Raw genomic sequence first — 15,247 nt, 5'->3', positions numbered from 1 at the left:
CTTCACTGACACCTGCGCTTGTTGCTACACTTGCATGCCTCAGTGACCGGTTCGCGGAAGCGGCATTGCAGCGTGGCGGCCAGCCCGACAGGCAGCAATGGGCCGGAAGCTGATCCACTTGGACAGTTACGGTGGCTTGTCCCTTAGGCTTTCTTAGATCTCAGCACAGGCACATTCGGTGCTCTAGTACCTTTCGCCACCTTCGATTTCCCGAGGCATGCAGGATAGCGGATGCAGCCGAGGAACTTGCCGAAGCTGCCGCTGCGTTCGACCAGCCAGCCATCTTCGCAGTCAGGGCAAGTCGGATAGCTGGCACCGCACCCACATCGAGCCTCGCTCGTCCCCTCGGCAAGGCGTGGCAGGGCTGTTCCGCAGGACGGGCAAGCGGGCAGCAGGTTTCCGCAATGCTGGACATGCTCGCACCGATACCAGATGCGGCCATCCTGCCCGGTCACGCCCAGCAATCGCCCGCCACATTCGCCGCAGACGTGAGCTTCGGGTTCAGCTCCGGGGGCTGTCGAGATCCCGTAGGCAGGGTCTTTGCGAAGCTCGGTGACGAATGACGACGGCCGGGCATTCGAGGCAAGGATCGTCAGGGTGTGGCGGGCGCGGGTCATCGCGACATACATGACTCGGCGTTCTTCGGCGTTCTGGTATGCCTCCTCCTCCGGGGACACCAGAGACAGGAGGGGGTCATCGACGATCTCTGACGGGAACCCTGTGCGCCCGCTGTCGGCGTTCAGCAGGATGACGTGGTCGGCTTCCAGCCCCTTGGAGGCATGGATGGTTTTGAAGGTGATTTTCAGCCGCGGGAACCGGCGCCGCAGACCCTGCATGTCCGGCTCGATGAAACGGTAACAGCCGAGGATCAGCACCGGCGCGGGTTTTGCCTCCGGCACCACAGCCGCTGACAAGGCGGCAAGCGCCTCGTTGAGTTTCCCCGCGTCCTCACCTTTGGACACTGTGACAACCCTGATCGCCGGCTCGCTCGCGGTCCCGGCCGGGACGATCTGCTTTTGGATCTGGGCAGGGTTCCGCAGGACGAAGGTCCGGGCGGCAAAGGCAATCTGGTCGACAGAACGGAAGGTGCGACCGAGGTCGACGGTTCGGTGTACGCCTGCCTCACCATCGAAGCTGCCGCCAAACTCCCGCCCGAAATGGCGCATCAGGTGGATGTCGGATCCAGCGAAGCGGAAGATCGATTGCCAGTCGTCACCCACGGCAAAGACGCGCACATCCGGATGCTGGGCCTTCAGCGCCTTCACCAGCCGGGCCCGGCTTTGCGAGATGTCCTGGAACTCGTCGACCAGGATGTGCCGGAACGTGCTGACATAGCGGCCGGTTTCCACATAGCGCGCGGCGCGCAGGGTCATATCCTCGAAGTCGATCCGGCCCTCTAGGCGTTTCTGGTATTCCTCGAAGACCGGCGCGAAGACGTCGAGGAAGGCCCGGGCTCGTTTGCCCAGCTTCATCCGGTCGGACTTGGTCTCGCAATCCTGCAGGCTGTAGCCGCCGCTCTTGAACTTGCGCAGGAAGGTTCCGATCAGCTTCGAGAAGTCGTCGACCTGCTTCATCTCGACGATTCGGTCATAAATCGTGTCGACCGGGCGGGGTTTAAGGGTGACATGCGGAGTCAGCTTTTCGGCGAGGCCGGTCAGCAGGCGCCCCTCCTGCCGTTCATAGCTGTAGGATTCGATCAGCTTTGTTTCGTGCTCGGCGTGGACCTTCCGCTTCCAGTCCATGCCAGCCAGGTACTCGTCGCGGTCCACGAAGGGCGCAGTGACCAGCCTTTCGCTGCCGTCCCGTGCCTTCTCACGCCGCACCCCGAAATGCTCGATGTAGATGCCGCTTTCGGTCAGCCGGAAAGCCCCATTTCTCGGCTGCGACCGTCTTTCCTCCACATGAAGACCCAAGACTTCGTCCCGCTTGGCTTGACCACAAGATAGAGCCCCCCACCGTCGCTCAGTCGGCCCGGTTCTTTCGCTGCTCTGCATGCCACATCGGTGAGCTTGTTCTGCACGCACGCCACGAATCTGTCCCCACCTTTGTCCCCACCTTAAGGTGGGGATGATGGCGCACATGGTTGGACAGGTACAGTACCGATAAAAAATTATATTAATTTAAAACAGATACTTATTTACCTCTGTGGACACTGGCGGAGTGTGAATTGGCGGACTGTCTCTCCGCCACTTTATCTAGTTAAGATGTTGAAATTGAATGAAAGTTCAATTTCATTTCCACCAGAAATCCCCCATGGGTCGCCGGTTGCCCCCGGAACTCACGGGAACAAGGGCGGCAAGGAAAAGCCCTGGCGGTCGGGCCGCGACGAACCAAAGCCCCCCTTGCGGTTGCCGTCGCCCCCTGCCCCAGCTTCAGCCCGTGATGACGGGGCGAACCGTGCAACCTTTTTTCTACCCAATTATGACAGGCCAGTTACCACAGCGGTCCGATGGGTGAGGTTCACGAAGAATGACCTACCCCCCCCGGCTGGCCCGAAGTTCTGAAGTGGGGACGCGTGCGCAAGGCTTCCCCCGGCGGTCCCTTGAACGGTTGACCAAAAGACTTGATGCCCCCTTTGATGCGTTGCGCGCGCAACCGAACAGCGGCACCACCTGACCGTTCACAGACAACAACAGGGATGCACAGTTTTCAGGCCGTTGCACCAGCACGTTGGCCACCGGTCCTTGCCCACCGGACCGAAAAATACCCGGAGTTGTTGACGCACCCCCGGAAGCGCCTGATAACTACATGGCTTTTCGAAGAAATCTTACAGTTGCGCCGCCATTCGCGGCAGACGGCCACAGTATGGATGTGATTACCCTTGTCGGCATAGTTGCCGCGCTGTTCATCGTGATCAGCCTGAGCGAGCCTTTGGCCGATTGGTCCCGGCTGCCCTATACGGTGGTGCTTGCGATCCTTGGCACCCTGATCGGGATCGTGGGGGCCTATCTTGTCCGTTACGGGCAGAGCGTTTCCGAAATTGGCCCTGCGGTGGATGCCTTCGAGTTCAGCATCCGGGCGAATGTCTTTCTTTATGTCCTCTTGCCAACGCTGCTGTTTCAGGTGGCGCTGGGCCTAAACCTGCGGCGCATGGCCGAAGACTGGGTGCCTATTCTGGTCATGGCGGTGGTTGCTGTCGTGGTCGCCACCTTTGCCATCGGCCTTGCACTGCAACCCTTCACCAACCTGTCGCTGGTTGCCTGCCTGCTGCTTGGATCCATCGTGGCGACGACCGATCCATCGGCAGTCGTGTCGATCTTTCGCAACATCGCCGCCCCGCAACGCCTGACCCGTATCGTCGAGGGCGAAAGCCTGTTGAACGATGCCGCCGCCATCGCGCTGTTCGGCTTTTTCCTGACCTTTGTGATGCTGGGGGTTCCCAATCCGACGCTGAGAGATGCGCTGATCGGCTTTCCCACCCTGATCTTCGGCGGCATTGCTACAGGCTGGTTCCTCGGGCGGCTCTGCCTTGGCGTGCTGTCCTGGCTTGGCCGATATCCCTTGGCGCAAATCTCGCTCAGCGTAGCGCTGCCCTATGTGGCCTATCTGGTCGGCGATCAGCTTCTGGGCGTCTCGGGTGTCATCGCTGTGGTAATGGCCGGGATGACGCTGAATTATCTTGGCCCCGGGCGCATGTCGCCGACCAACTGGACCAACCTGCGCGAGGTCTGGGATGTGCTGGCGCATTGGGCCGGGGCGCTGATCTTCCTTCTGGCGGCACTTCTGGTGCCGCGCCTGCTGGCAGATGTGCGGATTTATGATGTGTTCCTGATCGGGGTCGTCGTCGTGGCCGCCACTGTCGCGCGGTTGTTCATTCTTTACGCGGTCCTGCCGCTCTTGACGGCGCTGCGCCTGTCGCCACGGGTTGACCGGCCCTACCGGGTGGCGATCCTGTGGGGGGGCTTGCGCGGGGCGGTCACGCTGGCACTGGCGCTGGCGGTATCGGAAAATTTCCGCGTCCCCGCCGATGTGAAGCGTGAGGTCGGAATTCTCGCCACTGGCTTCACCCTGTTCACACTGTTGGTGCAGGGAACGACGCTCCGCTGGGTGATCTCGATTCTGGGGCTGGACCGGCTGGCCCCGCTTGACCGGGCGCTTTCGGAACAGGTGATCGCCGTCGCGCTCCAAAACGTGCGCGAAGAAGTGGCTGAAACCGCCAAGAACCATGACCTGACGCATGACATCGTCCGGTCAGAGGCAAAGCGCTTTGCCGCGCGACTGGATGGCGCGATGCAGAAGGCCGAGGCGGCGGACGACATTCCAGACCGCGACCGGATCACGCTTGGGCTTGTGGCACTGGCGGGGCGGGAGCGTGACATGATCCTTGACGCCTTCCGCGAACAGCTGATTTCCACCCGGCTTGCCGAACAGATGCTGTCAGACGCTGACCGGCTGATCGAACGCACCCGGGCCGGCGGGCGCGAGGAATATCGCGCCTCGGGGCGGTTGAGCCTTGCCCAGGGGCGCAGGTATCGCTTTGCCAACTTCCTGCACAACCGGTTGCGCCTTTCGGGCATGCTGGCCAGCCTTGCGGCAGACCGGTTCGAGATCCTTCTGAACCTGCGGCTGATCCTGCGCGATCTGCACGGCTACATCGACGCCAAGATCCGCCGCATCCATGGCCGCCGGGTGGCCGACCTTTTGCATGAACTGCTGCGGCGGCGCGAAGACCAGATCCAGTCCGCGCTGGACGGGTTGCGGCTGCAATATCCCGGCTATGCTGAAGAGATCGAGCGGCGCTTCCTGCGGCGCACTTCGCTGCGGATCGAGGAACGCGAGTATGATGTCCTGCTGGCCGACGGGATCATCGGCAAGGAACTTCACACCACGCTGAAGCAGGAACTGGCCGGAAAACGCCGGACAGCCGAGGCAAGGCCACCGCTTGATCTGGCGGTCCAGAAAGATGAACTGGTGCGACAGTTTCCGCTGTTCACCCAGATGGACGACGAAAGCCGCAAGCAACTTGCGGCCGCATTGCGCACGCGTTACGTTCAGCCCGGCGACGTGCTGTTGCGCAAGGGCGACCTGCCGCGCGAAGTCAGCTTCATCGCCTCGGGCGCGGTCGAGATCGATACTGCCGGGCAGCGGTTCCGGCTGGGCAGGGGCGAGATGTTTGGCCAACTTGCCCTGCTCAGCCGCCAAACCCGCCGCACCCAGGCCACCGCGATCAGCCACACGACATTGCTGGTTCTGGACGAGCCACGGTTTCGCAAGCTCTTGAAGCGCAATCAGGATGTGCGGTCCGCCGTCCTTGAAAGCGCCGAAAGGCGCGGCCTTGACGCCAAGGCGCTGGACCTTTGATCGGACATCAATCAGGGCCGGTGCCGCCCTGCCCTGCCCTGCCCGGTTGGATGTCAGCCGAACCCGGTGCCGTTCGCAACGGGATTGATCAGGATCAATCCACTCGCAGCACCGGTCGCTATACTGCACCGAATTAGCCTGAGAGTGACCATTCGATGCCGAACGCACAGTATCAGACCGTAAAGGAAGTCGCCGACCGCCTGAAGGTCGCCGAAGCCACCGTGCGGCATTGGATCAAGCTGGGCGAGTTGCGCGCGATTGACATCGGCAAGGGCTGGCGGATCGCGGACCCGGATCTGGAGCGTTTCCTTGAACACCACCAGACCACACCCCGCGTGGCACCCCTGCCCCGTCAGGCCGATGCTCCGCCGCGAAAGGACTGCCGATGATGACCTCCTTTGCCGAGGTTTCAATCCTGCTGGTCATGGCGGCCGGGATCGGGTTGGTCGGCACGCTTTTGCGCCAGCCCCTGATCGTCAGTTTCATCGCCGTCGGCCTCATTGCCGGGCCTTCCGTTCTGGATGTCGTGCATTCGGATGCCCAGATCGACCTTTTGTCGGAACTGGGCATTGCGGTCTTGCTGTTTCTTGTCGGGATCAAGCTGGACGTGAAGTTGATCCGGTCGCTGGGCGCAGTTTCGGTGCTGACCGGGCTGGGTCAGGTCATCTTCACCGCCTTTTTTGGCTATCTGATCGGCCTGGGGCTGGGACTTGGACATGTTACCAGCCTGTATGTCGCGGTGGCGTTGACGTTTTCATCAACCATCATCATCGTCAAACTTCTGTCGGACAAACGCGAGATTGACGCGCTGCATGGCCAGATCGCGCTGGGGTTCCTGATCGTGCAGGATCTGGTGGTGGTCCTGGCGATGATCGTGCTGTCGGCCATCGGGATCGGCGCGGCGGACGTGGGCAATGGCGGCGGGCATGGCGGCGGGTCGGTGCTGTCGGTGCTGGTTTCGGGGCTGGCCATGGTGGCGGGGGTAGTCCTGTTTGTGCGCTATGTCGCCAACCCCCTGACCGAGCGGCTGGCCCGCGCGCCAGAGCTTCTGGTGATCTTCGCCATAGCATTGGCGGCGATGTTTGCCGCCCTGGGCGACGCCGTGGGTCTGGGCAAAGAGGTGGGGGGCCTGATGGCCGGGATCGCGCTGGCCTCTACCTCTTACCGCGAGACCATCGCGGCGCGGCTGGCCCCGTTGCGCGACTTTCTGCTGCTGTTTTTCTTCATCGCTCTGGGGGCCACGCTGGACCTGTCGCTGCTGGGTACGCATGTGACCGGGGCGGTGATATTCTCGATCTTCGTGCTGATCGGCAACCCATTGATCGTTCTGGCAATCATGGGGGCCATGGGCTACCGCAAGCGCACCGGGTTTCTGGCCGGGCTGACCGTGGCGCAGATCAGCGAGTTTTCCCTGATCTTCATCGCCATGGGTGTCAGCCTTGGCCATGTTGCGGATGATGCATTGGGGCTTGTCACCATGGTCGGTCTCGTGACGATCGCGGCATCGACCTACATGATCACCTTTTCCCACCACCTCTACGCCCTGTTCGAGCCCCTCCTTGGCGTCTTCGAACGCGAAGGCACCCCGCGTGAGCCGTCCGAGGCGGGCAGCCACAAGGGACGCGGTTTCAGCATCATCCTGTTCGGGTTGGGTCGCTTTGGCACCGCCATCGGGATGCGGCTGAAAAAGCGCGGGGTTCAGGTGCTGGGGGTCGATTTCAACCCGCAAGCCGTGAAACGGTGGCGCGAACTGGGACTGGAAGCGGAATTCGGCGATGCGACCGACCCGGAATTCGTTGCCGAACTGCCGCTTCGTGACGCCAAATGGCTGGTATCGACCGTGCCGATCCATCCAACGGGCCTCAGCCACGAAGACGCCCGCCGGACCCTGATCCAGCTTGTCCGGGCATCAGGCTTTACCGGGCGCGTCGCGGCGGCCTCGCACAGCGCAGCCGAGACCGACACCCTGTTCCGATCTGGCGCCGACATGGTGCTGGAGCCGTTTCAGGATGCCGCCGACCGGGCCGTCGAACTTCTGACCGGCGCCAAGGCCGAAGAACGCACCGAAATTCCGGAAATCGCGGCCGAGGGCCGCATGCCGGCGTGACAGCACGCCACGAACCCAAACTCAAGGAGGCACAGATGAACAGACTTGCAGACAAGACCGCCATCGTCACCGGAGGCGCGGTTGGAATCGGCCGGGCATGTGTGGAACGGATGGCCGAAGAAGGTGCCAGTGTCGCAGTCCTCGACCTGCTGGAACAGGAGGGCCGCGCCCTTGCAGCGAGCCTTGCAGCCAAAGGTCACAAGGTGGCGTTCTGGGCCGTCGATGTGGCGGATGAAGCGGCGATGAAGGCCGCCATCGACGCTGCCGCCGCGCAGTTCGGCGGCTTGCATGTCATGGTGAACAACGCTGGGATCTCTGGCAGTCCGAAGCCGACGGATGAGGTCAGTGAAGCTGATTGGGACCGGGTGCAGGCAGTCAACGTCAAAGGCGTGATGTTCGGAACCAAGCACGCCATCCCGCATCTGCGGGCGGCGGGCAAGGGGTCAATCATCAACCTGTCGTCCATCGCGGGGCTGATCGGCGTAGGAAACCTTGCCCCTTATCACGCCTCGAAAGGCGCGGTGCGGCTTATGACGAAGAACGACGCCGTGACCTATGCGCCGGAACAGATCCGGGTAAACTCCATCCACCCCGGCTATATCTGGACGCCGATGGTGGAAAATCACCTGCGCGCCACCTCGCCCGATCTGGAGGCGGCGAAGGTCGCGGCGGGGTCGGTCCACCCGATCGGCCACATGGGCGAACCTGATGACATTGCATGGGCCGTGGTCTGGCTTGCCTCGGACGAGGCGAAGTTCGTCACCGGGACCGAGATCGTGATCGACGGGGGCTACACGGCGCGCTGACATGCAGATCACCGACCCCCACGCCCGCCCCGGCGCCGATTGTCTTGCGGAGCTAAGCGCAAGCGCCCATGGCCTGACCGGGGCCGAGGCCGCGGAGCGCTTGGCCAGACACGGGCCGAACCGGCTGCCCGAAGCCCATGCGCGCGGGCCGATTCTGCGCTTTGTCGCGCAGTTCAACAATGTCCTGATCTATGTGCTTCTGGGTGCCGCTGTTGTCACCGCAGCCTTGCAACACTGGATCGATACCGGGGTCATTCTGGCCGTGGTCCTTGCCAATGCGGTGATCGGCTTTGTGCAAGAGGGCAAGGCCGAAACAGCCATGGCCGCGATCCGTAGCATGCTGGCCCCACGCGCTACGGTCTTGCGCGATGGCAGGCGGCAGACCGTCGATGGGGCCGCCGTCGTCCCTGGTGACATCGTGCTCTTGGAGGCGGGCGACAAGGTTCCCGCTGACCTGCGGGTGCTGGAAGCGCGGGGGCTTTTCGCGCAAGAGGCGATCCTGACCGGGGAATCCGTGCCGGTCGAAAAGGGTGCAAAGCCGGTTGCCCCCAATGCGCCCCTTGGTGACCGCCAATCGATGCTGTGGTCGGGAACGCTGGTCACCCAAGGCACCGCGCGGGGGGTGGTGGTGGCCACGGGGCGGGCCACCGAAATCGGGCGGATCGGCGGGCTTCTGGCCGAGGTGGAGCAGTTGACCACCCCGCTTGTCGCGCAGATGGATCATTTCGCGCGCTGGCTTTCGTTTCTGATCCTCCTGGCCTCGGGCCTTCTCCTGGCATGGGGCTACTTTGTCGGACACGAGGCGTTTGACGCATTGTTCATGACCGTGGTCGCCATCGCCGTCTCGGCCATTCCCGAAGGCCTGCCCGCCGTGATGACCATCACGCTTGCCATCGGCGTGCAGGCCATGGCCCGTCGCAATGCCATCGTGCGCCGCCTGCCCGCGATCGAGACGATCGGGTCTGTCTCGGTCATCTGCACCGACAAGACCGGCACGCTGACGCGCAACGAAATGGTTGTTGCGGCAGCGGAAACCCCAGAAGGCAGCTTTTCCATCTCGGGCGAAGGCTACGCCCCGGAGGGCGAGATCACCCCCGCCGGCGACCTTGGCCGTCTTGCCCGCGCGGCAGCACTTTGCAACGACGCGGACCTGCGCGACAGGGACGGGCAATGGAGTGTCGAGGGTGACCCGATGGAAGGTGCGCTGCTTGCCTTTGCGGGCAAGGTTGCCCGTGGCATCACCGCACAGCGTCTGGACGCCATTCCTTTTGACAGCCGCCACCGTTTCATGGCGGTCATGACCGAAGGGCCGGAGGGCCGCCTTACCCATGTCAAGGGCGCGCCGGAACGTGTGCTGCGCATGTGCGCCGGCCTTGACCTTACCCGGTGGCATGCCCAGGCGGAGGCGATGGCGCAGCACGGACTGCGTGTGCTGGCCCTTGCCGAACGGGCCGAGACCGGCAGCAGGATTGACGCCGAGACGCTTGACGGCAGCCTGAGCTTCCTTGGCCTTGTCGGCCTGATCGACCCCCCCCGCCCCGAGGCCATCGCGGCCGTGGCCGAATGCCGGGCGGCGGGTATCCGGGTGAAGATGATCACCGGCGATCATGCAGGTACCGCTGCCGCCATTGCCGCCCAGATCGGGTTGGAAAACCCGAACCGCGTGCTGACCGGTGCCGACCTTGACGAGTTGGACGAGGCGCAACTGGCGCTGGAGGTGACGTCCGTCGATGTCTTTGCCCGCACCAGCCCGGAAGACAAGCTGCGCCTTGTCACCGCCTTGCAGGCCAATGGGATGACAGTGGCCATGACCGGCGACGGGGTGAATGATGCGCCCGCGCTGAAACGCGCGGATGCGGGTATCGCCATGGGGCTGAAAGGATCGGAGGCGGCCAAGGAAGCTGCCGATCTGGTGTTGGCCGATGACAACTTCGCCTCTATCGCCGCCGCCGTGCGTGAAGGCCGCACGGTCTATGATAACCTCAAGAAGGTGATCAGCTGGACCTTGCCGACCAATGCCGGGGAATCCCTCGTGATCGTCGTGGCGCTGATTGCGGGCATGTCCCTGCCGATGACGGCGGTGCAGATCCTGTGGGTCAACCTGATCACCGGCATCACCCTTGGCCTCGCGCTGGCTTTCGAGCCGACTGAAAAAGGCACGATGGCCCGCCCGCCCCGCCGCCGCGATGCACCGATCCTGTCGGGCGGGCTGGTCTGGAATGTGGTGATGGTGTCACTCCTGTATCTGGCAGCCGTGTTTGGCATGTTCACCTACGCCATCAGCAACGGCTACCCGTTGGCTTTGGCGCAAACCATCTCAATGAATACGCTGGTCGTTCTGGAGATTTTCTACCTCTTCTTCATCCGCAACATCCATGGCACCTCGCTGACATGGGCCGCCGCGCGCGGCACAAGGCAGGTCTGGACCGTGGTGATCGTCATCACCGCCGCGCAGTTTGCCGTGACCTATGTGCCATTCCTGCAAGACATCCTTGGGACTGTCCCGGTTCCCTTGGCAGAAGGGGTGCTTATCGTAGGCATCGGTATCGCCTTCTTCGCGATCATCGAGATTGAAAAGCAGATCCGTCTGGGGCTTCAGGTGCGAGACTGAGGCTGGGGGCAGATCGCAGGCACAGCGCGCAGGTCACACATGGCCTGCCCTTGCCACCAGACACCGGGTGCCTGCAAATTGGTCGATCTTTCCTGAATGGCTCAAAGAACAGGCCAAGACCCCGGCGGTTTCCGGGATGCGCTGGTCACGGCTTGAACATTCTGCCGATCCTGCCGTTCGTCGGTGGGCAGGAGCCTTGGATGACGAAGCTGTCCATCATCGTGGTCGAGCGGGACCGCAATCGCGCGTTGCGCATTGTTGACGGGCTGGCGGCGTCGGGCAACCATGACATCACGGTCATCTCCGAGGCCACGGGCCTGGCGCGCCGGATTGCCGAACAAAGGCCCGATATCGTGTTGATCGACGTGGCCGACCCGTCGCGCGACGTGCTGGAGGAACTGGCGCTGGTGTCAGGGCCGATGGAGCGCCCGGTGGCGATGTTCGTTGACCGGTCGGACGAACAGATGACCCGCGCCGCGATCGAGGCGGGGGTGTCGGCCTATGTGGTTGACGGGCTTCAGCCTGAACGGATCAAGCCGATCCTTGATGCGGCGATTGCCCGGTTTCACATGTTCCAGAAGATGCGGGCGGAACTGGCGGCCACCAAGGCAGCACTGGAAGACCGCAAGATCATTGACCGCGCCAAGGCTATCCTGATGAAGGCGCGCGGCATCGACGAAGAGGCTGCATACGCCCTTTTGCGAAAGACGGCGATGGACCAGAAGCGCCGCGTCGCCGACATCGCGCAGCAACTTGTCATGGCGGCGGGTCTTCTGACATGAGCCTTCAGCCCTTGCGCCTTGGCTATGTGCCACTGACCGACGCAGCCCCCCTGATCATCGCACAAGAGCTTGGCTTTGCCGCCGAAGAAGGGCTGCGGCTGGACCTGATCCGGCTGCAAAGCTGGGCGCAATGCCGGGACATGCTGGGGATGGGTCAGATCGACGCGGCCCATATGCTCGTGCCTTTGCCGATTGCCCAGACGCTAGGGCTGGGGCCGAAATACCCGGCCCTTGATCTGGTCATGGTGCTGTCGGTTGGTGGGCAGGCCATCACAGTCAGCGCGGACCTTGGCCGGGCCATGCGGGCCGCCGGTCACGCTTTTGCCTTTGACGACCCACTTGCCGCGCGGGACGCGCTGATCGCGGCGACCAAGGGGCGGTTGCGCGTGGGCGTGCCATTTCCCTTTTCGACCCAGGCCGAACTGGTCCGGCGCTGGCTGGAGGGGACATCGCTTGCCGCCGGGGTCTCGATCCACACCGTCCCCCCGCCCCTGATGGCCGACGCCCTGGCTGCCGGAGAGGTGGATGCATATTGTGTCGGCGAACCCTGGGCCTCTTACGCTGTGGAAGCCGGCGTTGGTGCCTTGCTTCTGGCGGGGCGGGCAATCTGGGCCTCACCACCGGAAAAGGGTCTGGTCCTGACCCGCGATTTTGCCGAAGGCCGCCCGGACGAAACCGGCCGATTGATGCGCGCGGCCTGGCGGGCCTGCCGCTGGCTGGACCGGCCGGACAATCGCGGCACGGCCGCCGAAATCCTGTCACGGCCCGAATACCTGAACCTGCCGCCCGAACTCTCGGAGCGCGGGCTTCTGGGGCGCCTTCACGTCAGCACGACCGGCGAAGTCCGGCATTATCCGGGATTCATACGCTTTCATGAAGGGGCTGCGAACTTTCCGTGGCGCAGTCTGGCAGCCCTCCTGGCGCAACGGATCGCAACCCTGCACGGGCTGGACGTGGGATGGGCGATGCAAGTGGCCTCGGGCTGTTTCCGGACCGACCTTTACCGCAAACACCTGCGCAGTGCGGGGGCCGATCTGCCGGGTGCCTCGGCTCGGATCGAAGGTGCGATGGCCCACCCGACCGCCGTCGCGTCAGAGAAAGGGCAGATGATTCTTGGCCCGGACGCCTTCTATGATGGCCAAACCTTTGACCCTTCCTTCTACAAAAGCTGAACTTTTGGGCATAGGCCGGGGCGCGCGCGGAAAAGGTATGCTGCAAGCGCGATACTGCAATGCAGCGCTTGACCGGACAGCCCACTGACTGCACCGTTGGCACAAGGTCAAGCAACGCCGCTGCGGCCTGCAAGATTACCGCAAAGATGCGGTCCCCCTCCATGGCAATGACGCCACCGATCCTGCGCCTTCTGGCCCAGAGATTGCGGTGGCTTTTTGCCGTTTTGTCCCAGCCCCGCTTCGCCAGTTTGCGCGAGGCAATTGCCAAAGGATATACCGGATGACCCTGATCCACCCGACCCGCCGCAGCTTCCTGAGAACCGCCGCCAGCGTAGCCGCCACCGCAGCCGCTGCAAAATTGGCGCTCCCTGGGGGCGCCTGGGCCGCCACGGCAACCCCCGAAGTGACCGGCACCAAGCTGGGCTATATCGCGCTGACCGACAGCGCGCCCCTGATCATCGCCCTGGAAAAGGGTTTCTTTGCCAGGCATGGCATGCCGGATGTCCTGGTGGAAAAACAGGCAAGCTGGGGGGCCACGCGCGACAACATGGCGCTTGGATCGGCCAATGGAGGGATCGACGGCGGGCATATCCTGCGGCCGAAGGTGCATCTCTATTCGACCGGCAAGGTGATGCAGAACAACCAACCCCTGCCGATGTACACGCTTCTGGGCCTGAACGAGGATTGCCAGGGCCTGTCCGTTACCCAAGCCTATGCCGACAGCGGCGTGGGCCTGGACAGCTCGCCCCTGAAGGAGATCTTCGCCGCCAGGCGCTCCACGGGTGCCGAAATCCCGGTCGCCATGACCTTCCCCGGCGGCACGCATGATCTGTGGATGCGCTACTGGCTGGCGGCCGGCGGGATCGACCCCACGAAGGATGTTGACCTGATCGTCGTGCCGCCGCCGCAGATGGTGGCCAACATGAAGGTCGGCAACATGGAGGCCTTCTGCGTGGGCGAGCCGTGGAACGAGCAACTTGTGAACCAGGGCATCGGCTTCACCGCCGCCACCACGGGCGAGCTTTGGACCCATCACCCCGAAAAGGTGCTGGGGATGCGCGCCGACTGGGTTGACGCGAATCCGAACGCGACCATCGCCCTGATGATGGCGGTGATGGAGGCGCAGATCTGGTGCGAGGACGCCGGCAACAAGGACGAGATGGCCGAAATCATCGGCCGCCGCCAATGGTACAACGTGCCGGTGAAGGACATCAGCGGCCGCATCAAGGGCGAAATCAACTATGGCAACGGCAGGGTTGTCTCGGACCCGTCGCTGGCGATGAAGTTCTGGCGGAATGGGGCGACCTCTTATCCGTGGAAGTCGCTCGACAGCTGGTTCATCACCGAAAACAAGCGTTGGGGCTATTTGCCGGGTGACCTTGACACCAAGGCGCTGGTTGACGGCACCAACCGCTCGGACCTGTGGCTGCAAGCGGCGGCGGGGCTTGGTCTTGACACGAGCGGCTTTGGCGACAGCCGCGGGGTCGAGACCTTCTTCGATGGCGTGACCTTCGATCCCGCCAGCCCCGATGCCTATCTCGACAGCCTGTCGATCAAGGCCATGGCATAGGGGGTGGGCATGTCAGTAACCGCCCTCAAGACCACTCCCGGCCCCGCGCCGAAACCTGCGGCGCAGGTGATGTCCCTGCCGGTGACAGCCAAACGCCCGCAGCGCCTTGCCCTTGTCGGGCGCTTCGCCGCCGAACGGATCGCACCGCCCGTTGTCGTGCTGATTGTGCTGCTGCTGATCTGGCAGGTATCCTTTTCCGGCGGGACTTCGGGTCTGCCTGCCCCCACCGACGTATGGGACCAGAGCCGCGACCTTATTGTCGACCCGTTCTTCGTCTATGGAACCCAAGACATAGGGCTGGGCTGGCGGGTGCTGACCTCGCTTGAACGGGTGGCTTACGGCTTTGGCCTTGCTGCTGTGGTGGGGGTGCTGGTCGGCGCGATCCTTGGACAGTCGGCGCTGATGATGCGCGGCTTTGACCCGATCTTTCAGGTCCTGCGCACCGTGCCACCGCTGGCATGGTTGCCGATCAGCCTTGCCGCCTTCATGGACAGCCGGCCCTCGGCGATCTTCGTGATCTTCATCACCGCGATCTGGCCGATCATCATCAACACCGCCGCCGGGGTGCGCGCCATTCCGCAGGATTACCGCAACGTCGCCGCCGTCCTGCGCCTGAACCAGATCGAGTTTTTCTGGAAGATCATGGTGCCCTCCGCCGCGCCCTACATCTTTTCCGGCCTGCGGATCGGGGTCGGTCTCTCATGGCTGGCCATCGTCGCGGCCGAGATGCTGACCGGCGGTGTGGGGATCGGCTTCTTCATCTGGGACGCGTGGAACTCCAGCCGCCTGACCGACATCATCGTGGCGCTGGTCTACATCGGCGTGACCGGCTTTGTCCTTGATCGGCTGGTTGGCTGGATCGGGCGCGTCGTCTCACGCGGCACGACGGAATAGGGGG

The 15,247-nt window shown here is 63.4% G+C and carries 10 protein-coding genes and 1 pseudogene; 9 read left to right on the top strand and 2 right to left on the bottom strand.

The features are described from left to right. Nucleotides 1-143 precede the first annotated feature (143 nt). A pseudogene (locus QUV21_RS10040) lies at nucleotides 144-1,865 on the bottom strand (UvrD-helicase domain-containing protein); the annotation flags it as partial. Then, nucleotides 1,856-1,999 (bottom strand): Arm DNA-binding domain-containing protein, encoded by a 144-nt coding sequence (locus tag QUV21_RS10035; RefSeq protein WP_300854904.1) that lies wholly within the window; start codon nucleotides 1,997-1,999, stop codon nucleotides 1,856-1,858. The gene QUV21_RS10035 and the pseudogene QUV21_RS10040, both read right to left, overlap by 10 nt. Nucleotides 2,000-2,805: 806 nt before the next feature. On the opposite strand from QUV21_RS10035, the gene QUV21_RS10030 reads away from it, so the two are divergent. From QUV21_RS10030 to ntrB, 9 genes are all read left to right on the top strand, one after another. After that, nucleotides 2,806-5,301, top strand: a complete 2,496-nt coding sequence (locus tag QUV21_RS10030) for a cation:proton antiporter (RefSeq protein ID WP_300854671.1) — start codon at nucleotides 2,806-2,808, stop codon at nucleotides 5,299-5,301. A gap of 155 nt (nucleotides 5,302-5,456) precedes the next feature. Further along, nucleotides 5,457-5,690, top strand: coding sequence for a helix-turn-helix domain-containing protein (locus QUV21_RS10025; RefSeq protein ID WP_300854670.1), 234 nt, complete (start codon nucleotides 5,457-5,459; stop codon nucleotides 5,688-5,690). Then, nucleotides 5,687-7,408: a cation:proton antiporter gene (locus QUV21_RS10020; RefSeq protein WP_300854669.1), complete on the top strand. Its 1,722-nt coding sequence runs from the start codon at nucleotides 5,687-5,689 to the stop codon at nucleotides 7,406-7,408. The genes QUV21_RS10025 and QUV21_RS10020 overlap by 4 nt, the downstream gene beginning before the upstream one ends. Before the next feature lie 35 nt (nucleotides 7,409-7,443). Continuing rightward, a complete protein-coding gene (locus tag QUV21_RS10015; protein WP_300854668.1) occupies nucleotides 7,444-8,214 on the top strand; it encodes a glucose 1-dehydrogenase in 771 nt (256 codons plus the stop codon). A 1-nt stretch (nucleotide 8,215) separates the two neighbouring features. Beyond that, nucleotides 8,216-10,825, top strand: a complete 2,610-nt coding sequence (locus tag QUV21_RS10010; RefSeq protein WP_300854667.1) for a cation-transporting P-type ATPase — start codon at nucleotides 8,216-8,218, stop codon at nucleotides 10,823-10,825. A 200-nt stretch (nucleotides 10,826-11,025) separates the two neighbouring features. Further along, nucleotides 11,026-11,607, top strand: coding sequence for an ANTAR domain-containing protein (locus tag QUV21_RS10005; RefSeq protein WP_300854665.1), 582 nt, complete (start codon nucleotides 11,026-11,028; stop codon nucleotides 11,605-11,607). Continuing rightward, the gene (locus QUV21_RS10000) at nucleotides 11,604-12,779 is read left to right on the top strand and encodes an ABC transporter substrate-binding protein (protein ID WP_300854664.1); all 1,176 of its coding nucleotides are present in this window, start codon (nucleotides 11,604-11,606) and stop codon (nucleotides 12,777-12,779) included. Before QUV21_RS10005 ends, QUV21_RS10000 begins: the two co-directional genes overlap by 4 nt. Nucleotides 12,780-13,059: 280 nt before the next feature. After that, entirely contained in the window at nucleotides 13,060-14,349 is a 1,290-nt protein-coding gene (locus QUV21_RS09995) for a CmpA/NrtA family ABC transporter substrate-binding protein (RefSeq protein ID WP_300854661.1), read from the top strand. A 9-nt stretch (nucleotides 14,350-14,358) separates the two neighbouring features. Next, nucleotides 14,359-15,243: a nitrate ABC transporter permease gene (gene ntrB, locus QUV21_RS09990; RefSeq protein WP_300854659.1), complete on the top strand. Its 885-nt coding sequence runs from the start codon at nucleotides 14,359-14,361 to the stop codon at nucleotides 15,241-15,243. Nucleotides 15,244-15,247: the final 4 nt, after the last annotated feature.

The organism is Tabrizicola sp. (assembly GCF_030373185.1).
Lineage (GTDB): Bacteria > Pseudomonadota > Alphaproteobacteria > Rhodobacterales > Rhodobacteraceae > Tabrizicola.
This window is presented reverse-complemented; position numbering and strand designations above follow the sequence as displayed.

Bases quoted from the DNA above. Each gene is read 5' to 3' on its own strand.
- QUV21_RS10030 (WP_300854671.1), top strand. From the start codon at position 2,806: ATGGATGTGATTACCCTTGTCGGCATAGTTGCCGCGCTGTTCATCGTG.
- QUV21_RS10025 (WP_300854670.1), top strand. From the start codon at position 5,457: ATGCCGAACGCACAGTATCAGACCGTAAAGGAAGTCGCCGACCGCCTG.
- QUV21_RS10020 (WP_300854669.1), top strand. From the start codon at position 5,687: ATGATGACCTCCTTTGCCGAGGTTTCAATCCTGCTGGTCATGGCGGCC.
- QUV21_RS10015 (WP_300854668.1), top strand. From the start codon at position 7,444: ATGAACAGACTTGCAGACAAGACCGCCATCGTCACCGGAGGCGCGGTT.
- QUV21_RS10010 (WP_300854667.1), top strand. From the start codon at position 8,216: ATGCAGATCACCGACCCCCACGCCCGCCCCGGCGCCGATTGTCTTGCG.
- QUV21_RS10005 (WP_300854665.1), top strand. From the start codon at position 11,026: ATGACGAAGCTGTCCATCATCGTGGTCGAGCGGGACCGCAATCGCGCG.
- QUV21_RS10000 (WP_300854664.1), top strand. From the start codon at position 11,604: ATGAGCCTTCAGCCCTTGCGCCTTGGCTATGTGCCACTGACCGACGCA.
- QUV21_RS09995 (WP_300854661.1), top strand. From the start codon at position 13,060: ATGACCCTGATCCACCCGACCCGCCGCAGCTTCCTGAGAACCGCCGCC.
- ntrB (WP_300854659.1), top strand. From the start codon at position 14,359: ATGTCAGTAACCGCCCTCAAGACCACTCCCGGCCCCGCGCCGAAACCT.